The 26,103-nt window shown below is 62.7% G+C and carries 24 protein-coding genes; 10 read left to right on the top strand and 14 right to left on the bottom strand.

Translation table 11 applies throughout. The annotated features are described in order from the left end of the window. Positions 1-61: 61 nt before the first annotated feature. From CQW31_RS20700 to CQW31_RS20680, 5 genes are all read left to right on the top strand, one after another. On the top strand, positions 62-1,084 hold the full coding sequence (locus tag CQW31_RS20700) for a DUF5924 family protein (RefSeq protein ID WP_099815280.1): 1,023 nt from the start codon (positions 62-64) through the stop codon (positions 1,082-1,084). An 81-nt stretch (positions 1,085-1,165) separates the two neighbouring features. Then, positions 1,166-2,299, top strand: a complete 1,134-nt coding sequence (locus CQW31_RS20695) for an ABC transporter permease (RefSeq protein ID WP_099815279.1) — start codon at positions 1,166-1,168, stop codon at positions 2,297-2,299. After that, positions 2,296-3,087, top strand: a complete 792-nt coding sequence (locus tag CQW31_RS20690; RefSeq protein WP_099815278.1) for an ABC transporter ATP-binding protein — start codon at positions 2,296-2,298, stop codon at positions 3,085-3,087. The genes CQW31_RS20695 and CQW31_RS20690 overlap by 4 nt, the downstream gene beginning before the upstream one ends. Before the next feature lie 3 nt (positions 3,088-3,090). After that, positions 3,091-4,029 (top strand): MlaD family protein, encoded by a 939-nt coding sequence (locus CQW31_RS20685; protein WP_099815277.1) that lies wholly within the window; start codon positions 3,091-3,093, stop codon positions 4,027-4,029. Further along, entirely contained in the window at positions 4,026-4,661 is a 636-nt protein-coding gene (locus tag CQW31_RS20680) for an ABC-type transport auxiliary lipoprotein family protein (protein WP_054884350.1), read from the top strand. Before CQW31_RS20685 ends, CQW31_RS20680 begins: the two co-directional genes overlap by 4 nt. Here CQW31_RS20680 and CQW31_RS20675 read toward each other — a convergent pair. The 6 genes from CQW31_RS20675 to CQW31_RS20645 form a co-directional block, all read right to left on the bottom strand. Then, positions 4,643-5,872 carry a nucleoside recognition domain-containing protein gene (locus CQW31_RS20675; protein WP_054884351.1) on the bottom strand — a complete coding sequence of 410 codons (1,230 nt, stop codon included), beginning with the start codon at positions 5,870-5,872 and terminating at the stop codon, positions 4,643-4,645. The genes CQW31_RS20680 and CQW31_RS20675 overlap by 19 nt on opposite strands. Before the next feature lie 248 nt (positions 5,873-6,120). After that, the gene (gene gltP, locus CQW31_RS20665) at positions 6,121-7,449 is read right to left on the bottom strand and encodes a glutamate/aspartate:proton symporter GltP (protein WP_099815275.1); all 1,329 of its coding nucleotides are present in this window, start codon (positions 7,447-7,449) and stop codon (positions 6,121-6,123) included. A gap of 726 nt (positions 7,450-8,175) precedes the next feature. Further along, positions 8,176-8,649, bottom strand: coding sequence for an inhibitor of vertebrate lysozyme family protein (locus CQW31_RS20660; RefSeq protein WP_099815274.1), 474 nt, complete (start codon positions 8,647-8,649; stop codon positions 8,176-8,178). 2 nt (positions 8,650-8,651) lie between these two features. Next, a complete protein-coding gene (locus CQW31_RS20655) occupies positions 8,652-8,813 on the bottom strand; it encodes a DUF1328 domain-containing protein (protein ID WP_003252966.1) in 162 nt (53 codons plus the stop codon). 42 nt (positions 8,814-8,855) lie between these two features. Beyond that, complete coding sequence (locus CQW31_RS20650) at positions 8,856-9,149, bottom strand: hypothetical protein (protein ID WP_054884354.1); 294 nt, start codon at positions 9,147-9,149, stop codon at positions 8,856-8,858. Between the two features lie 177 nt (positions 9,150-9,326). Then, positions 9,327-10,130: a BON domain-containing protein gene (locus tag CQW31_RS20645; protein ID WP_371858388.1), complete on the bottom strand. Its 804-nt coding sequence runs from the start codon at positions 10,128-10,130 to the stop codon at positions 9,327-9,329. A gap of 228 nt (positions 10,131-10,358) precedes the next feature. On the opposite strand from CQW31_RS20645, the gene algB reads away from it, so the two are divergent. Both algB and CQW31_RS20635 read left to right on the top strand, forming a co-directional pair. Then, the gene (gene algB / locus CQW31_RS20640) at positions 10,359-11,705 is read left to right on the top strand and encodes a sigma-54-dependent response regulator transcription factor AlgB (RefSeq protein ID WP_054884356.1); all 1,347 of its coding nucleotides are present in this window, start codon (positions 10,359-10,361) and stop codon (positions 11,703-11,705) included. A gap of 8 nt (positions 11,706-11,713) precedes the next feature. Beyond that, positions 11,714-13,480, top strand: coding sequence for a KinB sensor domain-containing domain (locus CQW31_RS20635; RefSeq protein WP_249342227.1), 1,767 nt, complete (start codon positions 11,714-11,716; stop codon positions 13,478-13,480). Between the two features lie 12 nt (positions 13,481-13,492). On the opposite strand, the gene CQW31_RS20630 is transcribed toward CQW31_RS20635, so the two are convergent. From CQW31_RS20630 to CQW31_RS20600, 7 genes are all read right to left on the bottom strand, one after another. After that, positions 13,493-15,112 (bottom strand): EAL domain-containing protein, encoded by a 1,620-nt coding sequence (locus CQW31_RS20630; RefSeq protein ID WP_054884358.1) that lies wholly within the window; start codon positions 15,110-15,112, stop codon positions 13,493-13,495. Positions 15,113-15,194: 82 nt separating this feature from the next. After that, complete coding sequence (locus tag CQW31_RS20625; RefSeq protein WP_212632758.1) at positions 15,195-15,971, bottom strand: N-acetylmuramoyl-L-alanine amidase; 777 nt, start codon at positions 15,969-15,971, stop codon at positions 15,195-15,197. Positions 15,972-16,036: 65 nt separating this feature from the next. Beyond that, a complete protein-coding gene (locus CQW31_RS20620) occupies positions 16,037-17,974 on the bottom strand; it encodes a GGDEF domain-containing protein (RefSeq protein WP_099815271.1) in 1,938 nt (645 codons plus the stop codon). A 98-nt stretch (positions 17,975-18,072) separates the two neighbouring features. Then, a complete protein-coding gene (locus CQW31_RS20615; protein ID WP_054884360.1) occupies positions 18,073-18,927 on the bottom strand; it encodes an endonuclease/exonuclease/phosphatase family protein in 855 nt (284 codons plus the stop codon). 12 nt (positions 18,928-18,939) lie between these two features. Next, positions 18,940-19,575, bottom strand: coding sequence for a thiol:disulfide interchange protein DsbA (gene dsbA / locus CQW31_RS20610; RefSeq protein ID WP_054884361.1), 636 nt, complete (start codon positions 19,573-19,575; stop codon positions 18,940-18,942). 153 nt (positions 19,576-19,728) lie between these two features. Continuing rightward, positions 19,729-20,346, bottom strand: a complete 618-nt coding sequence (locus CQW31_RS20605; protein WP_054884362.1) for a cytochrome c — start codon at positions 20,344-20,346, stop codon at positions 19,729-19,731. Positions 20,347-20,377: 31 nt separating this feature from the next. Beyond that, on the bottom strand, positions 20,378-20,653 hold the full coding sequence (locus tag CQW31_RS20600; RefSeq protein WP_054884363.1) for a cytochrome c5 family protein: 276 nt from the start codon (positions 20,651-20,653) through the stop codon (positions 20,378-20,380). Between the two features lie 220 nt (positions 20,654-20,873). Here CQW31_RS20600 and yihA point away from each other — a divergent pair, with 220 nt between their 5' ends. After that, a complete protein-coding gene (yihA, locus tag CQW31_RS20595; protein WP_054884364.1) occupies positions 20,874-21,506 on the top strand; it encodes a ribosome biogenesis GTP-binding protein YihA/YsxC in 633 nt (210 codons plus the stop codon). A gap of 415 nt (positions 21,507-21,921) precedes the next feature. Here yihA and polA read toward each other — a convergent pair whose 3' ends face one another. After that, a complete protein-coding gene (gene polA, locus CQW31_RS20585; protein ID WP_099815270.1) occupies positions 21,922-24,669 on the bottom strand; it encodes a DNA polymerase I in 2,748 nt (915 codons plus the stop codon). A 74-nt stretch (positions 24,670-24,743) separates the two neighbouring features. On the opposite strand from polA, the gene CQW31_RS20580 reads away from it, so the two are divergent. Together CQW31_RS20580 and CQW31_RS20575 are read left to right on the top strand one after the other, a co-directional pair. Next, complete coding sequence (locus CQW31_RS20580; protein WP_027917186.1) at positions 24,744-25,031, top strand: DUF2782 domain-containing protein; 288 nt, start codon at positions 24,744-24,746, stop codon at positions 25,029-25,031. Between the two features lie 71 nt (positions 25,032-25,102). Further along, positions 25,103-26,053 (top strand): homoserine kinase, encoded by a 951-nt coding sequence (locus CQW31_RS20575; protein ID WP_054884366.1) that lies wholly within the window; start codon positions 25,103-25,105, stop codon positions 26,051-26,053. Positions 26,054-26,103 lie beyond the last annotated feature (50 nt).

Here is a 26,103-nt window from a genome sequence, read left to right as displayed (position 1 = left end):
TGGGAGCGGGTTTACCCGCGAAAGGGCCGGTACAGCCACTTCATATTCGTGTTGCAGACCCATGCCCCCAATACCCCACTTCGTCCAGCGCGTCATCGAGCTGCTCAAACGCTACCCAGGCGTCATCGCGCTCGGTGGCTTCCTTTCCGGTATCGGCAGCTTCATCCTTGTCGATCGCCAGGCCAGCCTGGCCAGCTGGATCGCCATCCTCATGCTGGTCAGCTGGGTCTGGTTGATGCTGGAAAACACCCTGACCGGCCTGTTCGCGCGCACCTTCAAGCGCGAGATCCCGCAGCCGTTGCTGCGCTACGCAACGCAGATGATTCACCAGGAAAGCCTGTTCTTCGTTCTGCCGTTCTTCTTCATCACCACCACCTGGAACAGCGGCCAGTTGGTGTTTACCGGCCTGCTTGGGGCCGCCGGGCTCATTTCGATCATCGACCCGCTCTACTACAAGTGGCTGGCACCCCGGCGCTGGCTGTTCCTTGCACTGCACACCCTGACCCTGTTCGCCGCACTGCTGACCGCGCTACCGATCATCCTTCACCTGACCACTGCACAGAGTTTCAAGCTGTCATTGATCGCCGCCATGGCGCTGTCGTTCCCAAGCCTGATCAGCAGCTTCCCGGTCAATACCTGGCGCCGCGGCGTGGCACTGGTACTGGTGACCCTGGCGGTGGGCGGCAGTGGCTGGTTGCTGCGTTCGTGGGTGCCGCCCGCAACACTGTGGATGACGGACGTGGCGGTCAGCACCGAAGTACTCAATCGTCAACCGGGCGAATCGCTGGAAGAGGTGGCCGCCAGCCGCATCCGCAGCAATGGCCTGTACGCCTATACCGCAATCAACGCGCCGCGCGGCCTGGACGAACGCATCTACCATGTGTGGCAGAAGGACGGCCAGGAAGTCGATCGCATTGCCCTGGATATCCACGGCGGGCGCAAGGAAGGCTACCGTGCCTGGACCCACAAGCAGAACTTCCCGCCCAACCCGGTGGGCAAGTGGCAGGTCCGAGTGCTGACCGAAGACGGCCAGATGATCGGCGTGCTGCGCTTCAAGGTGGTGGACGACGCGCCTGCGCCGTGACGCTGGGCGCACGACAGCACATTTTCAACAAACCGCTCCATGCCCGCTGCGCTATGATCAGCCTCTAGCCCAGCCGGATGCATGGAGCCTATGACCACCCCCAGCGCCACCCTGGACACCCGTTGCCAACCGGCCTGCCTGCGGATCGCCGGTGACTGGACCTTGGCTCACTACGCCAACCTCAAGCGCGACAGCGAGCGCCTGCGCACGCAGTATGGTGCCGACACCATCGCCGACCTCAGCCAGCTGGGCCGCCTGGACACCGCCGGGGCCTCGCTGCTGGCCGAACTGCTTGGCTCCGAGCGCCTCTCGCAGTGCACCCACGGCCTGCCCGAAGCCAGTCGTGCCCTGCTCAAGAATGTGTACTGCTCGGTGCAGGACTACTGTATCCCGGTCAAGCAGCCCGAGCGCAACGTGGTGCTGGTGCTGCTGGAGCGTATCGGTTGCGCGGTCGGCACGCTGTGGCAGGACACCCTGCAGCTGCTCGGCTTCCTCGGCCTGATCATCGAAACCCTGCTGCGCCGCCTGCTGCAGCCACACCGCTGGCGTGTCACCCCGGTGATCGCGCACATCGAGCAGACCGGGCTGGATGCAGCCCCCATCGTGGCCTTGCTGACCTTTCTGGTCGGCGCCGTGGTGGCCTTTCTTGGCGCTACGGTGCTGGCCGACTTCGGTGCAACCGTGTTCACCGTCGACTTGGTGGCCTTCTCGTTTCTTCGCGAATTCGCCGTACTGCTGACCGCCATACTCATGGCCGGGCGCACCGCCAGTGCCTTCACCGCACAGATCGGCTCGATGAAGGCCAATGAAGAGATCGATGCCATCCGCACCCTGGGCCTTAACCCCATCGAACTGCTGGTGGTGCCGCGGGTACTGGCGCTGCTGATCTCGCTGCCCTTGCTGACCTTCGTCGCGATGATCTGCGGCATCGTCGGGGGAGCGGTGGTCTGTGCCCTGTCATTGGGGATATCGCCGGCCATGTTCCTGTCGCTGCTGCAATCCGACATCGGCGTGCAGCACTTCCTGGTCGGCCTGGCCAAGGCGCCGATTTTCGCCTTCCTGATCGCCGCCATCGGTTGCCTCGAGGGCTTCAAGGTCAGCGGCAGCGCCGAATCGGTCGGTGCCCACACCACTTCCAGCGTGGTGCAATCGATTTTCGTGGTCATCGTGCTGGATGCGGTGGCAGCGCTGTTCTGCATGGAGATGGGCTGGTGAGTGGCCGGGAAGCGGTGATCGAGGCACGGGGCATCTGCAATCGCTTCGGTAGCCAGGTGGTACACAAGGATCTCGACCTCGACCTGTACCGCGGCGAAATCCTCGCGGTGGTCGGTGGGTCGGGGAGCGGCAAGTCGGTGCTGCTGCGCAGCATCATCGGCCTGCGCCGCCCTGACGAAGGGCAGATCAAGGTATTCGGCGAAGACCTGGCCGGGTTGCGCGAGCAACAGCGTTCACTGGTCGAACGCCGCTTCGGTGTGCTGTTCCAGAAAGGTGCGCTGTTCTCGTCGTTGACCGTGACCGAAAACGTCGCCCTGCCGCTGATCGAGCACGCTGGCCTGTCGCGCGCCGATGCCGAACACCTGGCCGGGGTCAAGCTGGCCTTGGCTGGCCTGCCCATCTCCGCTGCCGACAAATACCCTGCGTCGCTCTCTGGCGGCATGATCAAGCGCGCTGCCCTGGCGCGCGCGCTGGCGCTGGACCCGGACATCCTGTTCCTCGACGAGCCCACCGCCGGCCTCGACCCGATCGGTGCTGCCGCCTTCGATCAGTTGATCCTGACCCTGCGCGATGCCTTGGGCCTGAGCGTATTCCTGATCACCCATGATCTCGACACCCTCTACACCATTACCGATCGCATCGCCGTGTTGTCACAGAAGAAGGTGCTGGTCGCCGGCCCCCTGGCCGAAGTCGAGCAGACCAACGACCCCTGGATCCACGAGTACTTTCACGGCCCACGCGGGCGCGCAGCGGAACACGCTGCCGCCAGCGCCAGGCAGGAGCACTGAACAATGGAAACCCGAGCTCATCACGTCCTGATTGGCCTGGTCACGGTGCTGGTGGTAGCTGGCGCCATGCTGTTCGGCCTGTGGCTGACCAAGTCCAGCGTCGACGACGCCTTCAAGGACTACGAGGTGATCTTCAACGAAGCCGTCTCCGGGCTGTCCCGCGGCAGCCCGGTGCAGTACAACGGTATCAAGGTCGGCGATGTCACCAGCCTGCGCCTGGACCCGAAAGACCCACGCCGGGTGCTGGCCCGCGTGCGCCTGAGCGGTGACACCCCGGTCAAGGAAGACACCCAGGCCAAGCTGACCCTGGCCGGGGTCACCGGCAACTCGTTCATCCAGCTCAGCGGCGGCACGCCGCAAAGCCCGGAACTCAAGGGCAAGGACGGCAAGCTGCCGGTGATCGTCGCCTCACCTTCGCCGATCTCACGCCTGCTCAATGACAGCAGTGACCTGGTGACCAACATCAACATGCTGCTGCACAACGCCACGCAGATGTTCTCGGACAGCAACATCGAGCACCTGAGCAACACCCTGGCCAACCTCGACCAGACCACCGGTGCCTTCGCCAACCAGAACGGCGGTATCAGCGAGGCAATCGCCCAGCTGGCCCAGGTCGGCAAGCAGGCCAATGCCACCCTGGCCGAAACCCAGGCGCTGATGCGCAATGCCAACGGCCTGCTCGGCACCCAGGGCAAGCAAGCCATCGGCAGCGCCGAGCAGGCCATGCAGTCGCTGGCCGACAGCGCCGCGACCCTCAACAGCCTGCTGCAAGACAATCGCCAGTCCATCGACGACGGCGCGCAAGGGCTCAACCAGCTGACCCCGGCCATCCGCGAGCTGCGCGAAACCCTCAATTCGCTCAAGGGTATTTCCCGGCGCCTGGAAGCTGACCCGAGCGGCTACCTGCTGGGCCGTGACAACAACAAGGAGTTCCAGCCATGACCCCATCGCTGCGCCTGCTGGCCCTGACAGCCGCCTTGAGCCTGGCCAGCGCCTGCTCGATCCTGCCGCAGAGCGAACCGGTGGATGTCTACCGCCTGCCGGTCAACCAGGCTAGCCACAGCAGCACCCCGGTGGCCTGGTCTCTGCGCCTGAACAAGCCACTGGCCAGCGAAGTGCTGGCCGGGCCACGCATCGCAGTGATCCCCCAAGGCGATGTGATCAGCAACTACAAGGGCGCCCGCTGGAGCGACCCGGTCCCGTTGCTGGTGCGCAACCGCTTGCTCGATGGCTTCCAGCGCGACGGCCGGGTGCAGCGGCTGAGCGCCGACGACAGCAACCTGCAGGCCGATTACGAGCTGAGCGGCGAACTGCAAGCGTTCCAGAGCGAGTACCAGCCGGGGGGCAAGGTGGACGTGGTGATCCGCTACGACGCACGCCTGGTGCAAGGCCGCAGCCAGCGTATCCTCAGCAGCAAACGCTTCGAAGTACGCCAGCCGCTGGCGGATACCCAGGTGTCAGCCGTGGTCGCCGGCTTTGGCGCAGCCAGCGATCAGCTGGCCAGGCTGGTGGTGAACTGGACCGTAGCGCAAAGCAGCCAGGCTCAGCATCAGGTTCAGGCAAAGAACCAGTAGCAGACGCAGATGGCTGCAATCACACCGGCCAGCTCGGCCAGCAGGGCACAACCCACGGCGTGGCGCACACGCTGGATGCCGACTGCGCCGAAATATACTGCCACCACGTAGAACGTGGTTTCGGTGCTGCCTTGAATCGTCGCTGCCACCAAGGCCGGGAAGCTGTCGACGCCGTGGGTCTGCATGGTCTCGATCAGCATGGCCCGCGCCGCGCTACCGGAAAACGGCTTGACCAGCGCCGTGGGCAGGCCCTCGACAAAGCGGGTATCCAGGCCCGCCCAGTTGACAGCCTGGCGGATGCCATCCAGGGCCAGCTCGAGTGCGCCCGATGCCCGCAGCACGCCCACCGCGACCAGCATGGCCACGAGGTAAGGCAGCAGGCTCTTTGCCACGTCGAAACCTTCCTTGGCGCCCTCGACGAAGGTTTCGTACACCTGCACCCGCTTCAGCGCGCCGATCAGCAGAAACAGAATGATCACGCCGAACAAGGTCAGGTTGCCGAGGATCGACGACAGGCTGGCCAGCGCGGCCGCCGACAGGGTGCCCAGGAAAGCCATGAAGCCGCCCAGCAGCAGCGCACCGGGGATCAGGTAGGCGAGCACCACCGGATCCCACAGGCGCAAGCGCTGCATCACCGCCACCGACAGCAGGCCGACCAGGGTCGAGGCACTGGTGGCCAGCAGGATCGGCAGAAACACCAGGGTAGGGTCGGTGGCGCCTTGCTGGGCGCGATACATGAAGATGGTCACCGGCAGCAGGGTCAGCGACGAGGCGTTGAGTACCAGGAACAGAATCTGCGCGTTGCTCGCCGTCGTACTGCTGGGGTTGAGTTCCTGCAGTGCGCGCATGGCCTTGAGGCCGATCGGCGTGGCGGCGTTGTCCAGGCCCAGGCCGTTGGCAGCGAAGTTCATGGTGATCAGGCCCAGGGCCGGGTGGCCGGGCGGCACTTCCGGCATCAAGCGGGCAAACAGCGGCCCGAGCACCTTCGCCAGCCATTCGACGATGCCGGCCTTTTCAGCGATCTTGAGGAAGCCCAGCCACAGGGTCAGGGTGCCGAACAACAGGACCATGACCTCCACCGACAGCTTGGCCATGGCGAAGATGCTCTCGACCATCGCGGCGAAGATGCCGGCATTGCCACCGACCAGCCATTGGGCCAGGGCGGAGACGGCCGCCACCAGGAAAAAGCCGAGCCAAAGGCCGTTGAGCATCCGTGTGTTCCCCCTGAAAAATGCCCGAATGATAGCGTATCGGCGCCCCTGGCTGGAGCCCTCAGGCCTGATGGACAGCCTTGTGGGAGCGGGCGTCCCCGCGAAGCAGGCACCGCGGTGGATGGCACCGGCTTCGCCGGTGTTCGCGGGCACGCCCGCTCCCATAATGGTTAGCAACCAGCCTGTACAAACCCACAGACAGCAAAAAGCCCCGACAAGTCGGGGCTTTCTGGTTCAGCAGGTCAGGCTCAGCGCTTGACGGCTGCGCCAACCACGGCAGCTTCCTGCTTGTCTGCCATCAGCGAGGCGTAGTACTGCTCGCCCTTGGCGGCGTCGTACATGCCTTCCCAGCGCGCAATTACCAGCGCTGCCAGGGCGTTGCCGATCACGTTCAGGGCGGTACGTGCCATGTCCATGATGCGGTCGACGCCGGCGATGAAGGCCAGGCCTTCCAACGGGATACCAACGCTGCCGAGTGTTGCCAGCAGCACCACGAAGGAAACGCCCGGCACGCCGGCGATGCCTTTGGAGGTGACCATGAGCGTCAGCACCAGCAGCAGCTGCTGGCTCCAGGACAGGTCGATGCCGTACAGCTGGGCAATGAAGATGGCCGCGATGCTCTGATACAGGGTCGAACCGTCGAGGTTGAACGAGTAGCCGGTCGGCACCACGAACGAGCAGATCGACTTCGGCGCGCCGTACTTCTCCATTTTCTCGATCACACGCGGCAGCACGGTCTCGGAGCTGGAAGTGGAATAGGCGAGGATCAGTTCATCTTTCATGATGCGCATGATCTTGATCACCGAGAAGCCGAACAGGCGCGCTACCAGGCCCAGCACCATGAAGGCGAAGAAGGCGATGGCGAAGTACACCAGCAGTACCAGCTTGGCCAACGGCAGCAGCGAGCTGAAGCCAAAGTTGGCAACAGTCACGGCGATCAGGGCGAACACACCGATCGGGGCGTAGTTCATGATCATGTGGGTGACCTTGAACATGGTCTCCGACACAGCCTGGAAGGTGCGCACCAGCGGCTCACGCAGGTCGGCCTGCAGGCTCGACAGGCCGAGGCCGAACATCACCGAGAAGAAGATGATCGGCAGCATTTCGCCACGCATCAGCGCTGCGAAGATGTTCGACGGGATCAGGTTGAGCAGGGTCTCGATGAACGCGTGCTCATGCTGCACCTCGGCTGCAGTGGCCTGGTACTTGGAGATGTCGACGGTACCCAGGGTGCTCATGTCGATGCCGGCGCCCGGGTGGAACAGGTTGGCCAATACCAGGCCGACAACGATGGCGATGGTGGTCACCACCTCGAAGTAGAGGATGGTCTTCAGGCCGATGCTGCCCAGTTTCTTCGCATCGCCAACCCCGGCGATACCCACGATCAGCGACGAAATCACGATCGGGACAACGATCATCTTGATCAGGCGAATGAAGATGTCACCGGCGGGCTGGAGGACGTTGCTGATCCACCAGGCCTTTTCCGCGCTGAAGTGGTTCAGCAGCGCGCCGACTGCAACACCCAGGAGCAGACCGATGACGATCTGCCAGGCGAGGCTCAGTTTTGCCTTCTTCATGTCTTTACCCTTTGTTCTAGTGGTCACGGGTACCGACCGGAAAAGCGCGTAACAGAGCCGTTGGCAACGTCACGGGCAGCTTTGGGCTTCCGTCCGGGGACCTCGTGTAAGGACACCGCGAGCGAGCGACAGGGCGCTCGGGCCAGCGAAAAGGCGGCAACTATTGCGATGGGACAGGCTGAAATCTAATGCCGGAAACGCATACCCCATGCCGAAACAGCATATGCCACCAAGTCAAAATGCGTCGCACGTAAGTCATTGATTTATAACGTTCGGGAATCCGAACAAGACCGAACCGCCATATTTAGGCAGTTTTGGCGGGATATGAGGGGAGATGAAAACGACCTGTTCGACAATCCGAATGGCCGAAATGCCACTTGCGCGGCCCTTCAGCGAACGAAAAAAAGTTGATGTACGGTCAACACAAAATGTGTCCTGGAGCCAGCAACCTGAAAGGAATCCGCACAACGGGGCATGGCGCCTCGGAAGCCAGGCCAGGTTACGATGTTGTCAGACACCCCCGACCTGATGCTTCCGATTCTGCCTTTTCCTGACCCGGCCCAAAGCTGGAGGTACTCCCTGTACCCCTAGGCCACTCCGATCCTGCAACAATCAGAACAGCCCGGCCCCCTGGTCATGCGCGGCCCCTCCTCGGGGCGGCGCATCATAGAAGCAGGAAAGATAAAAAGGTTCCGCTTCTATTGCATGACAGCGCGCGACCGCTGGTCAGTACCAGTTCGGGTCACGCTTGAGTTGCTCTTGCAACAAGGCCTTCATGCCGTCGTCCGGCTTGCCCAGCCAACGATACTGCGCATGGCGGGTCGGCGACTTATCACCAGGCAAGCCTTCGGGCACCTCGACAAGCATCCCGTAGGCGTCGTCCTTGTCCCAGCTGAACGCTACGATCAAGCGCTTGTAGGTGCAGTTCTGCGGCGACTCGCACAACGGCCCGACCAGGTACTTGTCCCCGTCTTCGGTCACCGCAGACATCTGCTCCTGGCCGCTGCCGCTCAGGTTGATCACCCAATCGGGCAGGCGTTCCTCGCCCTTGATCGTGTCTTGCCAGGTTTCCCGGTATTCAGGGTCCGAGCCGAGCAACTGCTCGACCCGGATCTGGCCATCATTGGCCGCCAGCACGGCTGTACTACCGCCTGTCATCAGGGCGGCGACAGCCAGGGCTGCGCATAGCTTCCTGCTCATCTTCAACCTCGACCACGTCCAAAGAAGAAGGAGGCGACGAACAGGACCAGGAAGACAATGAACAGGATCTTCGCGATACCCGTAGCGGCGCCAGCGATACCACCGAAGCCAAGCACTGCGGCGACAATGGCGATGATGAGGAAAGTGATAGCCCAACTCAGCATGATGCTTCTCCTTTCTTTTTTGAAAACGGTGTGGCCAGCGTTTCAGAACACCCAGCGCTGCTGGGGCACAATGTTGTCGACGGTGGCCGGTGAGGTGTTGGCGGCAGGCCGCTGCCCGACAGGTTCGGCGGCTTTTACCAAGGTGTTGGCGCGACTTGCCTGAATCTGCGTCAGCAGCGCGGTTTGCGCTGCCACCTGGTCGGCCAGGCGCGCGGTCTGCCAGCTGTAATAGAAGAGGCCGGCGGCCAAGGTCAGCAGCAATGCCATCCCAAGGAACAGGAACTGGCGCACGGGGAGTGCGGCATTCAGCGAGCGTTTGACGGATGGGCGGTTCATGCCAGCTTCTCCTACTGTAATTTTTCTGTTCAAACCTGAACAAGTAATTGCAGCCTGCATGCCAGTCCGCCCAATCAAATAAAATCCTTTAAAATCAATAACTTAAAATAGATGGGAAACCCCGCTTAGGACGTATCCTGCACGATGACCCTGCTGAGGTCGTGCGAATTGCACGATTCAACCCTCGACCTTGGTCGCCACCTTGAGCAGATCGGCGTCGACACCCCGCACACCGATGATCTGCCGGGCAATCTCCACGGCAATGGTCTTCTGCTCACTGCTGACCACCTCACCGGTCAGCCGCACCATGCCTTGCTCGCTGGCCACCTTGATATTCAAACCGTCCAGATTGCGGCTGAAACGCAAGCTGGTCTGAATCTTGTCGACCACCCAACTGTCGCTTGGCTGCGGCCCGTTCTGAGCCCCTGCCGGGTTCTCCCTTGCCTTGGCCATGGCCGCGCTATCAAGGCTTACCAGGTTGTTGACCAGGTGCACACCGTCAGTGGTACGCGCCACCACGCCCGCCAGATCCTTGGCCTCGGCACTGTCGACCTTGCCACGCAGGGTCACCACGCCATCGCTGCTTTGCACTTCGATAGGCGCTTTTTCCGTGATCCGGCTCCACAGCAAGCGCGCCCGGATCACCGCCGCCAAGGTCACATCTTCAAGCCGCTGGGCGTAGGCACGCAGCTCCAGCGGGCGCTCGACCAGTTCGGCGTTGACTCGCAACTGGTTGTCGACCTGCTCGATGCCCCGTGTGGCCAGGGCCACATGTTCGGCCAGCTCGCGCTCGACGCTGTTCTCGACTTCGCCAGAAAGGCGGGCCAGCTGGCCATCGACCTCGACCTTGATGCGGAACGGGTTGAGCACCCTGTTGAGGGCCAACGCGGTTTGCAGCGAACCCTCCAGGCGAGCGTCCTGGACAGGATCGGCCGACGCAGGTGTGCAAATGGACAGCATGGCGGCCGCCAGCACGGCCATTCGGATGCTAGGGGACACGGTTGGACCTCCTTTTAGTTGGCAAAAGCAGAAAATCATCGCAACCAATGTGCCAGCGTGCTGCTCTAAGAAAATCACCGGGATATCTGGCGTCACGGTAAGACTCGGCCATTGGCTAGCATGCAAAGGACAGATTCCTTCACAATTGACCGTGCAACTTGCCCGATTTTTCCCACACTAATTGAAGATATATCCGAAGGAGCGCAGTAAATGGAATCAGCCCAGGACAACCAAGGCCGCATTCTGCTGGTGGATGACGAGTCCGCGATCCTGCGCACCTTCCGCTACTGCCTGGAAGACGAAGGCTACAGCGTGGCCACGGCCAACAGCGCCGCACAGGCTGATGCGTTGCTGCAGCGCCAGGTGTTCGACCTGTGCTTCCTCGACCTGCGCCTTGGCGAGGACAACGGCCTCGATGTGCTGGCGCAGATGCGTATTCAGGCACCTTGGATGAGGGTGGTGATCGTCACCGCGCATTCAGCGATCGACACCGCAGTCGATGCCATCCAGGCCGGCGCCGCCGATTACCTGGTCAAACCCTGCAGCCCTGATCAGTTGCGCCTGGCTACCGCCAAGCAGCTGGAGGTCCGTCAACTCTCGGCCCGCCTGGAGGCCCTCGAAGGCGAAGTCCGCAAACCCAAGGACGGCCTCGACTCGCACAGCCCGGCAATGATGGCTGTGCTGGAGACCGCCCGCCAGGTGGCCACCACCGATGCCAATATCCTCATTCTCGGCGAGTCGGGCACCGGCAAGGGCGAGCTGGCTCGCGCCATTCACGGCTGGAGCAAGCGAGCACGCAAGGCTTGCGTGACCATCAACTGCCCATCGCTGAATGCCGAACTGATGGAAAGCGAACTGTTCGGCCATACCCGTGGTGCGTTTACCGGTGCCAGCGAGAGCACCCTGGGTCGCGTCAACCAGGCGGATGGCGGCACACTGTTCCTCGATGAAATCGGTGATTTCCCCCTGACCTTGCAGCCCAAGCTGTTGCGTTTCATCCAGGACAAGGAATATGAGCGCGTGGGCGACCCGGTCACCCGCCGCGCCGACGTGCGCATCCTTGCGGCGACCAACCTCAACCTTGACGACATGGTGCGCGAGAACCGCTTCCGCGAAGATCTGCTCTATCGCCTCAATGTCATCACCCTGCACCTGCCGCCGCTGCGCGAACGCAGCGAGGATGTCCTGACCCTGGCCGACCGCTTCCTGGCCCGCTTCGTCAAGGAATACTCCCGTCCGGCCCGTGGTTTCAGCGACGAAGCGCGAAGCGCGCTGCTCAACTACCGCTGGCCGGGCAACATCCGCGAACTGCGCAATGTGATCGAACGCGCCAGCATCATCTGTCCCCAGGAGCGGGTGGAAGTCATTCACTTGGGGATGGGCGAACAACCGGCAGGCAATGCGCCCCGGGTAGGTGCGGCCATGAGCCTGGATGAGCTGGAACGCGCGCACATCGGTGCCGTGCTGGCCGCCAGCGACACCCTCGACCAGGCCGCCAAGACCCTTGGCATCGACGCCTCCACGCTCTACCGCAAGCGCAAGCAGTACAACCTGTGAAGCTGCCAATGAAGCTGCGCACGCGGCTCTTCCTCAGCATTTCGGCCTTGGTGACCGTGGCGTTGCTGGGCCTGTTGCTAGGGTTGGTGAGCGTGCTGCAGATGGCCACGGTGCAGCAACAGTCGGTGCGCGAAACCACCCATGTGCTGGAAGTGGGCCTGAAGCTGCGGCAGAACCTCGGCGAGCAACTGATGCTGCTGCTGGACGAGGACACCGCACCGGACAGCCTTCGCCCCCTGCAGGACACCTTCCAGGAGCTGCTCAACCATGGCTTGGCCGAAGGGGGTGAACGCACCGGTTTCAGCAAGGCCAGCAGCAACTACCAGGCCTTCCTCCAGGCTTACCGCGACAGCCCGGCACCGGCGCGCAGCATGGGCGTGGATCAACCCTTGGGCGCAGCATTCAACCAGGTGCGTACCGACCTGATCGATTCGCACAAGCAGGCCCTCGACTACATCACCCGCAGCGAAGAGCGCACCCGTGACGGCGCCTTGCTGGTCTGCGGGATACTTGGCCTGATGGGGCTGGTGGTGCTGGTGCTAGGCTTCGTCACCGCGCACAACATCGCCCGACGCTTCGGCCAGCCGATCGAGGCGCTGGCCAAGGCCGCCGACCAGCTCGGTCAAGGGGATTTCGAAATCACCTTGCCGGTCACCCAGGCCGTCGAACTCAACCAGCTGACCCGCCGCTTCGGGCTGATGGCCGACGCCTTGCGCAAGCACCAGGCAACCAATGTCGATGAGCTGTTGGCGGGCCAGCAGCGCCTGCAGGCCGTGCTCGACAGCATCGATGATGGTTTGCTGATCATCGATCGTCAGGGGCATCTGGAGCACCTCAACCCCGTCGCTCAGCGGCAGCTGGGCTGGAACAGCAGCCGGGTCGGCAGTGGCCTGGCCGACGCCCTGCAGCGCCCGGAACTGGAGCAACAGCTGCGCCAGGTCCTGCGCGGCGGCAGCCTGGATCGGCCACCGGAGGACCTGAGCATCGAGGTCGATGAAGAATCACGCCTGCTGACCTACAGCCTGACCCCGGTCAGCCATCCGCAAGGGCCGATCCTGGGTGCAGTGATGGTCTTGCACGATGTCACCGAGCAACGCGCCTTCGAACGTGTGCGCAGCGAGTTCGTGCTGCGTGCCTCGCATGAACTGCGCACCCCGGTCACGGGCATGCACATGGCATTCGGCCTTTTGCGTGAGCGCTTGAAGTTCCCGCCCGAGGCGCGCGAGAGCGATCTGCTGGAGACCATTGGCGAAGAGATGCAGCGCCTGACCCAGTTGATCAACGACCTGCTCAACTTCTCGCGCTACCAGAGCGGCTTGCAGAAGCTCGAACTTGCCCCATGCGCCATCGACGACCTGCTCGACAGGGCGCAGGCACGCTTCAGTGAACAGGCCGCCGCCAAGCAGATCGAGCTGATCAAAGCCCTGGAGCCACCGCTGCCACGCATCCAGGCAGACGTGGCGCAACTCGACCGGGTGCTGGATAACCTCCTGCACAATGCCATCCGCCATACCGCCAGCGGTGGGCGCATCCGCCTGCATGCACGGCGGCACGCAGAGCGCATGATCATCAGCGTCGAGGACAATGGCGAGGGCATCGCCTATGGCCAGCAGGGGCGCATCTTCGAACCGTTCGTACAGGTTGGGCGCAAGAAAGGTGGCGCCGGGTTGGGACTGGCGCTGTGCAAGGAGATCGTGCAACTGCACGGCGGGCGCATGGGTGTGTTTTCCCGGCCCGGGCAGGGCACCCAGTTCTATATGGCCTTGCCAGTCTGACCTGGCACACGCTCAAGGCTCATCATCGATCCGCGCCCGCCTTGGTTGCCGGCCACGGGTCACCAGTTCGGCGAATTGCCGGGCATTGAGCGGATGGGCAAACAACCAGCCCTGCCCGTAATTCACCCCCTCGCTGTTGAGCAGCACGGCCTGCGCCTCGCATTCGATGCCCTCGGCAATCACCCGCAGGTGCAGGTCATGGGCCATGCGAATGATGTGCGGCGCCACGCCGCTGCTGGCAGCATCGTGCCCCAAGGCATCGATGAACGCCTTGTCGATCTTGAGGCAGTCCACCGGCAAGGTCTGCAGGTAGGCCAGGCTGCAATAACCCGTGCCAAAGTCGTCGATCAACACTTGATGCCCGACCGCACGCAGGGCCTGGAGGTTATCACGCGCCACCACCACGTCGATCAGCCCGCGCTCGGTGACTTCAAAGGCAATCTGGCTGGCCGCGACGCGATGCAACGCCAGCAGCCGCGCCGCCACCCGGCCTATGCGAGGCACCATCACATCGCAGGCTGCCAGGTTCACCGAAATATAAAGATTGCGATGCGAACGCAGCAACTGGCCCAACTGCTCCAGCACACGCTGCAGCACGAAATCGGTGATCTGCCGTATCTGCCCGGTGTTTTCCGCCAGCGGAATGAACAAATCCGGGCTGGTCAGCGAGCCGTCCGGGCGGCGCCAGCGCACCAGGGCCTCGGCACCGACACAGCGACGGCTGTCGAGCTCGATGATGGGTTGATAGAGCACCTGCAACTCGCCCCGGCGCAGGGCATTCTGCAGTTCGGAACTCATCGAACGCCGCTGCAGAATCAACTGCAGCACCAGCCAGCCGATACAGCAGGCCGCCAGCACACTGCCAGGGAACAGCAGCCAGAGCATGCCGTTCATGCGTAAAGGCAGGCTGGCCCGCGGCGCGATCAGCACCAGCTGGTAGTCCGGCGACTTGGTCGGCATGCGATAGACCAGCCGATCGCGCAGTTCGAACAAAGACTTCTGGCTGGGGGGTGGCCAGCCACTGGTGGGCGGCCACGCCTGGGGCGGGCCCAGCACCGGGATTGCACGGGTGCCGTTATCCAGCACCACCAGCAGGCTGCCGCCCGGTGGCAGGTCAACCACGTCGGTCAGGTGCCCACGCGAGGTGGAAACCAGGAAATTACCCCGCGCCAGCATCAAGGCAGCGAGGTTTTCGTTGGGCTCAGTGGTGGTGTTGAGCCAGTAGCTGTAGGTCGGCCCCTGGATATCCGGCGCACGCGTTGGCACGAAGGCCCTGGCCCCGCCCCGGTTTGAGCAAGCGACATTGGCATCCACATAAGCGGCTTCATAAATGAAGCGCGAACCCAGACCTACTTGCTGCAACACCGAAACCATCGCCGGGCTACAGCCGCGCAGCGACTGCGCCTGCAGTTCGTCAACGCCCTCGCGCAGTTGGCCGAACACCTGCTCCAGGCGGTCAAGAAAGCGCTCGCCCTGGGCGTTCATCTGCGCGCTCTCGCTTTCCTTCATCTGCTGCAGCGCAATACCGATGCTGGCGGTCAGCAATACGGCGGCGCTGGCCAACGCTGCCAGGGAGGCCAGCATCCAGGGGCGGTAAAAAAATTGGCGCAACACAGAAATCAGGGCAGACATGGGCAGCATCCAGTTGATTAACAAGGTATAGCAACTGGAATGAGAATCGGCTCTGCCGTTTGGCGCCCGAATACGATTCGCCTTAGCGCATGCGATTCAGTACCGAAAGCATGGCAGCGGTCTGAGCGTCCGGCATGCCGTCGAAACGCTGCGGGCGGAAATGCATCTGGAAGGCGGCGATCACATGCCGCGTAGCGACATCCAGCTGCCCGGTCTGCTCGATGGCATAGCCGAAGCGCGCCAGTTCCTGCTGGTACCAGCCGATGGTTGGAGGATTGACGTTGAAGTACGCCTGCTGGCGGGCCACGGCATTGGGCTCGGGCCAGACGCCAAGGCCCGCATCCGCCAGGCGCTTCCAAGGGAACAACGGGCCAGGGTCGAGCTTACGCGATGGCGCAATGTCGCTGTGGCCGATGATGTGCCGCGGCTCGATGTTGTTGCGCTTGACGATATCCTTGAGCAAAGCGATCAGCGACTGGATCTGCGCCTCGCTGTAGGGGTACCAGACGCGGCCATTGGCAGTATCGTCGAACCCGGGGTTGACGATCTCGATGCCGATGGAGCTTGAATTCAACCAGGTGCGCCCTTGCCACTGGCTGTCACCGGCATGCCAGGCGCGACGGTTCTCGTCGACCAGCTGGTAGACCGTCCCCGGGCCGTCGCCGATCAGGTAATGCGCGCTGACTTCGCCATGTGTCAGCAATGCCAGCGAACGCTCCAGCGAGGCGTTGGTGTAGTGCAGGACAACGAACTGGATACGGTTGTCCTGGTTGGCGGAAGGGTGGCTGCGGTCGATGCGCAAGCCGGTCGAGCAACCGGCCAGTACCAGCATCAGTAACGCACAAATCAATGTTTTCATGTGGGAAGCCAAGCTAATCGGGCAGTAACGCAATAGGATAACGTAAGCGCGCACAGGCTACCCGTTCAGCTTTGTTCCACGCGATTACGTCCTTGATCCTTGGCCCGATACAACGCAGCGTCGGCGCGCTTGAGCACCTGGTCGCCACGTTCGCCAGAACGGAAAGCGCTCAAGCCGATGGATGTGGTGATGACCACGCGTTCGCCCTTGAAATGGAACGGGCAGGCCTCGATCGCCGCGCGCAGCGTTTCGGCAACCTGGGCTGCGGCTGCCGGGGAAGTCTGCGGCAACAACAGCACGAACTCTTCACCGCCGAAGCGGGCAATGAAATCGCGGACGCGCAGGCGTTTGCGCAACTGATCGGCGACGATCTTAAGTACCTTGTCGCCGGCGAGGTGGCCGTAACTGTCATTGATACGCTTGAAGTGATCCAGATCTAGGATCGCCATGGCCAAGTGACCACCACTTTCCTGCCAGTCGAGCATTTCGCGCTCGACCTGTTCGCTCCAGGCCGCCCGATTGGGGAGCCCTGTCAGCGGGTCGATCAATGCCTTCTGCCGTTGTTCTTCCAGGTGTTCGCGATAGCCAAGGGCTTCCTGTTCCATGCTGGCGACCCGCTCGGCCAGGCCCTGCAGGCGCCCGGCAAGTTCCTGCTCGCGGCGATCGCGCTCGTGCTGGTGCTCGTCCATGGTGCCAAGCAATGTCTCCAGGCGGTTTTCCAGGATGTGCTTGAGGCTGTCCACATCCACCGCGCCCTGAACGCTGCTTTGCAGGCCGCCGACCTGTTCGCGCAGCTGGTTGTCCAGCTCGCGCGCAGCAGAACTGTTGTCGGCATGCCCGGCGCTGGCTTCGTGCAGGTGGCTCTGGAAGCTGTCGAGGCGCTCGTTGAGCTGCTGCAGGTAAGTCTCGAATTCGTGCTGGCCGCTGTCGGTTATCGCCAACATGAGCACGGCCAGGTCGTCGAGAACCGGGATCAATTCATACCAGTTCAGCCCGCGTGCTACCCGCTCGCGCATTTCCTGGGCCTGAGCCTTGTGGCGCTCCGGCAGGCTGAGGTCGTCCAGCAGGCCGATCAGCGTTTGTTCGATGTGTGCGGCAACCTGGCTGTACGGCGGCTCCAGCGCATCGGGAAGGGCGTAGGGGCCGTCTCCTGCGAACACTTCTTCAAGTGTCGCCGGCACCGGGTCCGCCGGCTGCTCCGGCATTTCGGGAGCCTCTGCGGCCTGCGGCTCAGCTTCAGGCTGGACCACCCGCGGTTGTTCAGCGCGGTGTGCCTCTGCAGGCACTTGCGGCTGGGCAACATGCGCAGTTTCCTCAGGCGCTGGGTCAGGCGCAGCAGCCGTCAGAGGTTGCAGCTCGTCTGCATCACGCGGCGGCAAGTCCACCAGCACGGGCCCATCCGGCTGTGGTTGGGCTTCAGGTGGGGCAATTGCAGGCGCTGGTTGCGCAGGCTGAGCGGCCTCATGCTGAGGCTCCTGGTCGCGGTTGCCGAACAGGCGTTGCAGGAAGCCCGGCCGGGCCTCGTCATCCGGTTTGCTCAGCGACGAGAGGGCACGCCCTTGCAAGCCACTGAGTTCACCCAGCAATGGCGGTAACTCGCGTGACTGGGCGACCCCACCATCGAGTTTCTTCGCCAGCTTTTTCAAGGGCCGGGCAACTTCACCCGGCAACGGCAAGCCCTGAAGTTGAGTAACCAGCGCGTTCAGGGCATCGCTGACCTGATTCATGCGGGTTTCACGGCGCTGCTCGGAGTCCAGCACCGCCTTTTCCAGACGCGGAATCAACCCGGCAAGGCCGGCGTCCATGTTGTCGCTGCGAATAACCTCACGCATCTCCTTCATGCACTGGTCGACGACCTTGTCGCTGCCTTCGGCCGCCAGGGTGCTGCGAACCAGGCCACGGCGCAGCAGGTCGAGGCGCGCTTCCCAGCGGCGTTCGAGCTTTTCCTGCTTTTCGATGCTTTTGAGGTATTTTTCTTTCCAGCGCTCGGCTTCTTCGGTCATGCCTGGATCCGCGACGGGTAATGCATCTGTGGGCTGTGTAATTACACACTGTCGGCGCGCCCGGCAAACACTTGAGGGCTTGCCGCGCTTTTGCTGATCTAGCTCAAGACCGGCAGCGTATCCACAGTCAGTGCATCAGGCAATCGGATCTCTACCGCAACGGGAAGGTGATCGGAAATCGGCTGCGCCAGCACCTCGACCCGCTCCAGGGTCAGGCTCGAACTGAGCAGTATGTGGTCCAGGCAGCGCTGCGGACGCCAGCTGGGAAAAGTGGCTTCGACCTGGGGTGCAATCAGGCCGAGATCGCGCAGGGGCGAATGCTCGAGCAGGTCGGTGGCGTGGGTATTCATGTCCCCCATCAGCACCTGGTGGCGGTAACCGCCAATCAGCTCACGGATGTAGCCCAATTGCAGGGCGCGAGTCTTGGCGCCCAGGGCCAGGTGCATCATGACCACGATCAGCGCATCCTCACCCTCGCCAAAACGCACCAGGATCGCACCACGACCGGCCGGGCCGGGCAGCGGGTGATCTTCGAGGCGTTGCGGCTTGAGGCGGCTGAGCACGCCATTGCTGTGCTGGGCAAAACGCCCGAGGTTGCGGTTGAGCTGCTGGTACCAGTAAGGGAAGGAACCTAGCTGGGCCAGATGCTCCACCTGGTTGACGTAGCCTGAGCGCAGGCTACCGCCATCGGCTTCCTGCAGGGCCACCAGGTCGAAGTCGCTGAGCAACTGACCGATTTTCTGCAGGTTGCCGGCCCGCCCGGTATGCGGCAGCAGGTGCTGCCAGCTGCGGGTCAGGTAGTGCCGGTAGCGCTCGGTGCTGATACCGACCTGGATGTTGAAGCTGAGCAGCCGCAGGCGACCATCCTCGGGCAGGCCCGGGGCCTGCAGGTGATGCTCGTTGACCTGCGGCTGGTGCAGGCCAATGCCACGCGCGGTCCTGAAGCGGCGCATGGGGTTCGCCGCTTACTTAGCGGCGCGCTCCTTGGCGATCAGTTGGTCAGCAACATTCAGCACGCCTTCCGGCCCGCCAGCGGTACCCAGGTCGAAGCGGTACTTGCCGTTGACCACCATGCTCGGTACGCCGGTAATCTCGTACTTCTTCGCCAGTTCCTTGGCCTGGTTGACCTGGCCCTTGATGGCGAACGAGTTGAAGGTGGCGAGGAACTTGTCCTTGTCCACGCCTTGGGTGGCGAGGAAGTCGGCCATGTCGTTCGGGTCGGTCAGGCGCTTGCGCTGGTTCTGGATGGCGTCGAAGACGGCTGCATGAACCTTGTGCTCGACGCCCATGGCTTCGAGGGTCAGGAACATCTGGCCGTGGGCGTCCCACGGGCCGCCGAACATGGCAGGTACGCGCTTGAAGTTGACGTCCTTGGGCAGCTTCTCGACCCATGGGTTGATGGTTGGCTCGAAGTGGTAGCAGTGAGGGCAGCCATACCAGAACAGCTCGACCACTTCGATCTTGCCTGGCTGGGATACCGGAACAGGGTTGCTCAGCTCGATGTATTCCTTGCCGGCAGTGGCAGGCTCTGCGGCCTGGACGGCAGTCATACCGAAGACGCTGGCAGCGACCAGCGCGGCGCTGAGAATCAGTTTACGCATGCTTTACTCCTGAGCATTCATTGGTCGCCTCGACGCGACCTGTGCTGTGACCGGTGGCGAAGGGCCCGAGTTCTGTAGTGTAACGGCTGCGGACAGAAAAAAGGGCGGTCCGCGCCGCCCTTTCATCTTTAGCGTTACAGCATTAACCGAATGTTAATGCAGGCCCTGGATGTAGCTGGCCAAGGCTTCGATCTCATGATTGCTCAGCTTGCCAGCGATGGTGCGCATGGTCATCGCGTCGCCGTCGTTGGTGCGGTTGCCTTCACGGAAGTCGGTGAGCTGCTTGGCCACGTACTGCGAATGCTGGCCGCCCAGGTGCGGGAAGCCGGCGAGGGCGATTCCTGCGCCGTTCGGCGAGTGGCAACCGGTACAGGCAGGCATGCCTTTCTCAAGATTGCCGCCATTGAACAGCGCGCGCCCACGTTCGACCAGCGCGGGATCGGCGGCACCGACGCTGCCCTTCTGGCTGGAGAACCAGGCAGCGATGTCGGCCAGGTCCTGGTCACTGAAGTTGGCCAGCATGCCGGTCATTTCCAGCACGGTACGCTTGCCCGACTTGATGTCGTGCAGTTGTTTTTCCAGATAGCGCTGGCCCTGGCCAGCCAGTTTCGGGAAGTTCGGCGCCAGGCTGTTGCCGTCAGGGTTGTGGCAGGCACCACAGACGGCTGTCTTGGCCTGGCCGGCGGCGGCATCGCCTTTGATGGGTTCCGCAGCAGTGGCCGCACCTGCCACACCCAGGGTCAACAGCAGACTCACGACTAGTTTGTTCATCAGCTAATCCAACACGGCTAAGGGTGAAATGTTATGTATCGGGACTGCCGCTCATCCAAAGGATGACCAAACGGTAGTCCTCGGCACTGCAGTCCATGCACAATCCACGCGGCGGCATAGCCTTGAAACCCTGGGTAACATGCACCACCAGTTGCTCCATGCCTTGCGCCAGCCTTGGCTCCCAAGCTGCCGGGTCACCCTTCCTGGGTGCCTGTGGCAACTGCCCGGCGTGACAGGCCGCACACGTGCGGTTGTACAACGCCTCGGGATCCTGTGTAGCCTGTGCGCTGAAAAACGGCAGGAACATACCGACAGCTAGCAGCCATTTCGCCGAGCGAAACGACCTGACAGGGTTGGGGGACGCGCTGCGTTCTGATGCGCGAGCTATTGTTCGACACCCCATGCCCATTCCCCTTCGCTGGGAGAATGAGCACACAAAAACTGGGGCATTATATACTTCCGCCATCCAAACGGAAACGACACCGCTTGCCGGCCTAGGCTTTGGCAACACCCACATCGGATATCCCATGCAAGTCAAGAACCCCATCCTCGGCCTCTGCCAGAAAGCCAAATTCGCACTCAGCGCTGCCAAGGTCGAACAATGCCCGGACGACCAGGGTTACGAGGTGGCTTTCGCCGGCCGTTCCAACGCCGGCAAATCCAGCGCCCTCAATACCCTGACTCATGCCAGCCTGGCGCGTACCTCGAAGACTCCAGGGCGCACCCAGCTGTTGAATTTCTTCAGTCTGGACGATGAACGGCGTTTGGTCGACCTGCCGGGCTACGGATATGCAAAAGTCCCGATTCCGCTCAAGCAGCACTGGCAAAAGCACCTGGAGGCCTATCTGGGCAGCCGTGATTGCCTGAAGGGCATCATCTTGATGATGGATGTGCGTCACCCGATGACCGACTTCGACAAGATGATGCTCGACTGGGCCAGAGCCAGCGGCATGCCGATGCATATCCTGCTGACCAAAGCCGACAAACTCACCCACGGCGCAGGCAAGAACACCTTGCTCAAGGTGCAGTCGGAAATCCGCAAAGGCTGGGGCGACACGGCCACCATCCAGCTGTTCTCGGCGCCCAAGCGCCTGGGCCTGGAGGAGGCTTACCGGGTGCTGGCCGACTGGATGGAACTGGAAGACAAGCCAGCTGTTTGATGGCAGTTCACTGATCCTGTGGGAGCGGGCGAGCCCGCGAACCTGGGCGAAGCCCAGGCCAGACAGCGCGCTGGATTTTTCGCGGGCACGCCCGCTCCCACAGTGTTATCCGCCAGCTGCAAGTCAAATTCCGGGCAAAAAAAACCCCGGACTTCGTATGGGGAGGGGGAAGTTCGGGGTTCAAGTCTGGACCGCTAGGGCGGGGTCCAGGTATCTGCCAACACTTAACACAACATAGGAGCATCGAAAGGCTTCACCAGCCATTCAGTTACTCTGAGTTCCGCTTCACTGGTTTAGTTCCGGAGCGCTCAAAACTATTTGCGATAGTTTCATGAAACTGCCGAACTAATGGCATCGAGCCATGCCAGGATCCGCGTCGCTACGTCGCAGATCCTACACACCTTTCCCGCCTCAATCAGTGAGCTTCGTCCCAATTCGAACCAACACCTGCCTCGACCACCAGCGGGACATCCAGCTGCGCGGCACTGCTCATGTGCGTGCGAATTTCATCCTTCACCTGCTCGACCAGGTCCTCACGCACCTCCAGCATCAGTTCGTCGTGCACCTGCAGGATCACCCGTGCGTCCAGGCCGCTCTCGCTCAGCCAGTTGTCGACGTTGACCATCGCACGCTTGATGATGTCGGCGGCAGTGCCCTGCATCGGCGCGTTGATCGCCGTGCGCTCGGCGCCCTTGCGCAGGGCCGGGTTCTTGGCGTTGATGTCTGGGAGGTACAGGCGTCGGCCAAACAGGGTTTCAACGAAACCTTGTTCTGCGGCCTGGGCGCGGGTGCGCTCCATGTAGGCCAGCACGCCCGGGTAGCGGGCGAAGTAGCGGTCGATATAGTCCTGCGACTGCTTGCGGTCGACACCAATCTGCTTGGCCAGGCCAAACGCGCTCATGCCGTAGATCAAGCCGAAGTTGATGGCCTTGGCACTGCGCCGCTGGTCGGTGGTGACGTCTTCCAGCGCCACGCCGAACACTTCCGCCGCCGTTGCGCGGTGCACGTCCAGATCGTTGCGGAAGGCATGCAGCAAGCCTTCGTCCTTGGCCAGGTGAGCCATGATGCGCAGTTCGATCTGCGAATAGTCCGCCGCCAGCAGCTTGTAGCCGGGGCTGGCAACGAAGGCCTGACGAATGCGCCGGCCCTCGGCGGTGCGGATCGGGATGTTCTGCAGGTTCGGGTCGCTGGATGACAAGCGTCCGGTGGCGGCAACGGCCTGCTGGTAGGAGGTGTGGATACGCCCCGTGCGCGGGTTGATCTGCCCCGGCAGCTTGTCGGTATAGGTGCTCTTGAGCTTGCTCAGGCTGCGGTACTGCATCAGCACTTCAGGCAGCGGGTAGCCTTGTTCGGCCAGTTCGTCGAGCACCGCTTCGGCGGTGGAGGGCTGGCCCTTGGCGGTCTTGCTCAGTACCGGCATGCCCAGTTTGTCGTAGAGGATCGCGCCCAGCTGCTTGGGCGAGCCAAGGTTGAATTCCTCGCCGGCCAGGGCGTAGGCGCGCTGCTCCAGCTCAGCCATCTTCACGCCCAGCTCGCCGCTCTGAACCTGCAACAGCGCGGCATCGACCAGCGCGCCCTGGCGCTCGATCTTGGCCAGCACCGGCACCAGCGGCATCTCGATGTCCATCAGCACCGGCTGCACGCTCGGCGTCTGCGCCAGGCGCGCCTGCAGTGCATGGTGCAGGCGCAGGGTGATATCGGCATCTTCGGCCGCGTAGGGGCCGGCCTTGTCCAGGTTGATCTGGTTGAAAGTCAGTTGCTTGGCGCCTTTGCCGGCGATGTCTTCGAAGGCAATGGTGGTGTGGTCGAGATACTTCAGTGCCAGGCTGTCCATGTCATGGCGGGTGGCGGTGGAGTTGAGCACGTATGACTCGAGCATGGTGTCGTAGGCCACACCGCGCATCTCGATGGCTGGCGAGCTGTTGGCGAGGATGTTGATGTCGTACTTCGCGTTCTGCCCGACCTTGGCCTTGGCCGGGTCTTCCAGCAGGGGTTTCAACGCCAGCAGCACAGCCTCGCGGTCCAGCTGGGCCGGAGCGCCTTCATAGTCATGGGCCAGCGGCACATAGGCCGCTTCATGAGGCTCGACCGCGAACGACACACCAACCAGCTGGGCCTGCTGGGCGTCCAGGCTGGTGGTTTCGGTATCGAAGGCGAACAACGGTGCCTGGCGCAGCTTCTCCAGCCAGACGTCGAAGCGCGCTTGATCGAGAATAGTCTCGTACTTGGGCTCGACCGTGGCAGCCGGCGCTTCGATCACGGCCACGGGTTCGCCGGTCCTGACCGCATCGCGCTGGACCTCGGCAATCCAGCTCTTGAACTCCATCTCGGTGTAGAGCGCCAGCAGGGCCTCGCGGTCAGGCTCGCCACAGACCAGCGCCTCGACCTCCACCTCCAGCGGCACATCGCACTTGATGGTGGCCAGCTCATAGGACAGGAATGCCGCGTCGCGATGCTCCTCGAGCTTGGCGGGCAAGGTCTTGGCGCCGCGGATGGCCAGCGTCGGGACCTTGTCGAGGTTGGCATACAGGTCGCTGAGGCCACCGCCGATACCGGTCAACAGGCCGACGGCGGTCTTTTCACCCACGCCTGGCACGCCAGGGATGTTGTCGACCTTGTCACCCATCAGGGCAAGAAAGTCGATGATGTGCTCCGGGCCAACGCCGAACTTTTCGTGCACGCCGGCCACGTCAAGCACACTGCCGGTCATGGTGTTGACCAGGGTCACGTGGCCGTCCACCAGTTGCGCCATGTCCTTGTCGCCGGTCGAGATGATGACCGGACGGCCCTGGGTCGCGCTGCTGCGGGCGAGTGTGCCGATCACGTCATCGGCCTCGACGCCTTCGACGCACAGCAAGGGGTAGCCCAGTGCCCGGACGCTGGCGTGCAGCGGCTCGACCTGCACCCGCAGGTCGTCGGGCATGCTCGGGCGGTTGGCCTTGTACTCGGCGAACATGGCATCGCGGAAGGTCCCACCTTTGGCGTCGAAAACCACGGCAAACAGGCTGTCAGGGTATTGCTTGCGCAGGCTCTTGAGCATGTTAAGCACACCCTTGACCGCGCCGGTCGGCATGCCCTTGGACGTGGTCAGCGGCGGCAGCGCATGGAAGGCGCGGTACAGGTAGGAGGAACCGTCCACCAGGACGAGGGGCGCTTGGCTCATGAGCAGAATCAACCTTTTCGGCGGGTCCGGAGCTAGAATAGCCGGATCAATGACGACAAAGGGACTAGGTTATCATGCGTACACTCAATCGCCTGTTACTGCTCGGCCTGTTGGCAACCATGCCGGTCGTCACCCTGGCGGCGGAAGACGCCCCCTCGGCCGATCCCGAGGTGACCATTCGCACGGAAGGCGATAAAACCATCCAGGAATACCGGCAAAACGGCTTCCTGTATGCAATCAAGATCACGCCGAAAAACGGCAAGCCGTATTTCCTGGTACGCGCCGATGGCACCGATGCCAATTTCATTCGTTCCGACCAGCCGGACATGCTGATCCCGTCCTGGAAGATCTTCGAGTGGTAATCTGACGCGCGCACCGTTCACATCAACCCGGCACTTCCCGGCGGAAGTGCCCGTATGGGCTTTTTTTCATCATGTCAGTCTTCACCCCCGTGACCCGGCCTGAGCTGGAAACCTTTCTGGCACCGTACGCGCTGGGCCGTCTGCTCGACTTCCAGGGCATTGCCGCCGGTACCGAGAACAGCAACTTCTTCGTCAGCCTCGAACAGGGTGAGTTCGTCCTGACGCTGGTCGAGCGCGGCCCGGTCGAGGACATGCCGTTCTTCATTGAACTGCTGGACGTGCTGCACGGTGCCGACATGCCGGTGCCCTACGCCCTGCGTGACCATGACGGCAATGCCCTGCGTGAACTGTGCGGCAAGCCGGCCTTGCTGCAACCGCGGCTTTCGGGCAAACACATCAAGGCACCGAACGCCCAGCACTGCGCCCAGGTGGGTGAATTGCTCGCGCACATTCACCTGGCCACCCGCGAACGCATCATCGAGCGCCGCACCGACCGCGGCCTGGACTGGATGCTGGCGTCCGGTGCCGAGCTGCTGCCGCGCCTGAGCGCCGAACAGGCGGCACTGTTGCAGCCTGCACTGGATGAGATCACCGCGCACAAGGCGCAGATCCTGGCCTTGCCACGGGCCAACCTGCATGCTGACCTGTTCCGCGACAACGTGATGTTCGAAGGCACCCACCTGACCGGTGTGATCGACTTCTACAACGCCTGTTCCGGGCCGATGCTGTATGACATCGCCATCACCGTGAACGACTGGTGCCTGGATGAACACGGGGCAATCGATGTGCCGCGCGCCCAGGCACTGCTGGCGGCCTATGCGACGTTGCGGCCGTTTACCGCTGCCGAAGCCGAACTGTGGCCAGAAATGTTGCGGGTAGGCTGCGTGCGCTTCTGGCTGTCGCGCCTGATTGCGGCGGAATCGTTTGCCGGGATGGATGTGATGATCCACGACCCGAGCGAGTTCGAGGTGCGCCTGGCACAGCGCCAGCAAGTGGCTTTGCACCTGCCGTTCGCCCTCTAGACCGCATCTGCTTCTTCGCGGGTAAACCCGCTCCCACAGGTTTGGTGCAC

Origin of the sequence: Pseudomonas sp. 382 (assembly GCF_002759075.1) — a bacterium.
GTDB classification, from domain to species: domain Bacteria; phylum Pseudomonadota; class Gammaproteobacteria; order Pseudomonadales; family Pseudomonadaceae; genus Aquipseudomonas; species Aquipseudomonas vlassakiae.
The sequence above is the reverse complement of the archived record's forward strand: the minus strand, read 5'-3'. Positions and strand labels throughout refer to the sequence as shown.

Excerpts from the sequence above, each read along its gene's own strand:
- CQW31_RS20700 (WP_099815280.1), top strand. The coding sequence starts at position 62 with ATGCCCCCAATACCCCACTTCGTCCAGCGCGTCATCGAGCTGCTCAAA.
- CQW31_RS20695 (WP_099815279.1), top strand. The coding sequence starts at position 1,166 with ATGGAGCCTATGACCACCCCCAGCGCCACCCTGGACACCCGTTGCCAA.
- CQW31_RS20685 (WP_099815277.1), top strand. The coding sequence starts at position 3,091 with ATGGAAACCCGAGCTCATCACGTCCTGATTGGCCTGGTCACGGTGCTG.
- CQW31_RS20680 (WP_054884350.1), top strand. The coding sequence starts at position 4,026 with ATGACCCCATCGCTGCGCCTGCTGGCCCTGACAGCCGCCTTGAGCCTG.
- CQW31_RS20675 (WP_054884351.1), bottom strand. The coding sequence starts at position 5,872 with ATGCTCAACGGCCTTTGGCTCGGCTTTTTCCTGGTGGCGGCCGTCTCC.
- gltP (WP_099815275.1), bottom strand. The coding sequence starts at position 7,449 with ATGAAGAAGGCAAAACTGAGCCTCGCCTGGCAGATCGTCATCGGTCTG.
- CQW31_RS20660 (WP_099815274.1), bottom strand. The coding sequence starts at position 8,649 with ATGAGCAGGAAGCTATGCGCAGCCCTGGCTGTCGCCGCCCTGATGACA.
- CQW31_RS20655 (WP_003252966.1), bottom strand. The coding sequence starts at position 8,813 with ATGCTGAGTTGGGCTATCACTTTCCTCATCATCGCCATTGTCGCCGCA.
- CQW31_RS20650 (WP_054884354.1), bottom strand. The coding sequence starts at position 9,149 with ATGAACCGCCCATCCGTCAAACGCTCGCTGAATGCCGCACTCCCCGTG.
- CQW31_RS20645 (WP_371858388.1), bottom strand. The coding sequence starts at position 10,130 with ATGGCCGTGCTGGCGGCCGCCATGCTGTCCATTTGCACACCTGCGTCG.
- algB (WP_054884356.1), top strand. The coding sequence starts at position 10,359 with ATGGAATCAGCCCAGGACAACCAAGGCCGCATTCTGCTGGTGGATGAC.
- CQW31_RS20635 (WP_249342227.1), top strand. The coding sequence starts at position 11,714 with ATGAAGCTGCGCACGCGGCTCTTCCTCAGCATTTCGGCCTTGGTGACC.
- CQW31_RS20630 (WP_054884358.1), bottom strand. The coding sequence starts at position 15,112 with ATGTCTGCCCTGATTTCTGTGTTGCGCCAATTTTTTTACCGCCCCTGG.
- CQW31_RS20625 (WP_212632758.1), bottom strand. The coding sequence starts at position 15,971 with ATGAAAACATTGATTTGTGCGTTACTGATGCTGGTACTGGCCGGTTGC.
- CQW31_RS20620 (WP_099815271.1), bottom strand. The coding sequence starts at position 17,974 with ATGACCGAAGAAGCCGAGCGCTGGAAAGAAAAATACCTCAAAAGCATC.
- CQW31_RS20615 (WP_054884360.1), bottom strand. The coding sequence starts at position 18,927 with ATGCGCCGCTTCAGGACCGCGCGTGGCATTGGCCTGCACCAGCCGCAG.
- dsbA (WP_054884361.1), bottom strand. The coding sequence starts at position 19,575 with ATGCGTAAACTGATTCTCAGCGCCGCGCTGGTCGCTGCCAGCGTCTTC.
- CQW31_RS20605 (WP_054884362.1), bottom strand. The coding sequence starts at position 20,346 with ATGAACAAACTAGTCGTGAGTCTGCTGTTGACCCTGGGTGTGGCAGGT.
- CQW31_RS20600 (WP_054884363.1), bottom strand. The coding sequence starts at position 20,653 with ATGTTCCTGCCGTTTTTCAGCGCACAGGCTACACAGGATCCCGAGGCG.
- yihA (WP_054884364.1), top strand. The coding sequence starts at position 20,874 with ATGCAAGTCAAGAACCCCATCCTCGGCCTCTGCCAGAAAGCCAAATTC.
- polA (WP_099815270.1), bottom strand. The coding sequence starts at position 24,669 with ATGAGCCAAGCGCCCCTCGTCCTGGTGGACGGTTCCTCCTACCTGTAC.
- CQW31_RS20580 (WP_027917186.1), top strand. The coding sequence starts at position 24,744 with ATGCGTACACTCAATCGCCTGTTACTGCTCGGCCTGTTGGCAACCATG.
- CQW31_RS20575 (WP_054884366.1), top strand. The coding sequence starts at position 25,103 with ATGTCAGTCTTCACCCCCGTGACCCGGCCTGAGCTGGAAACCTTTCTG.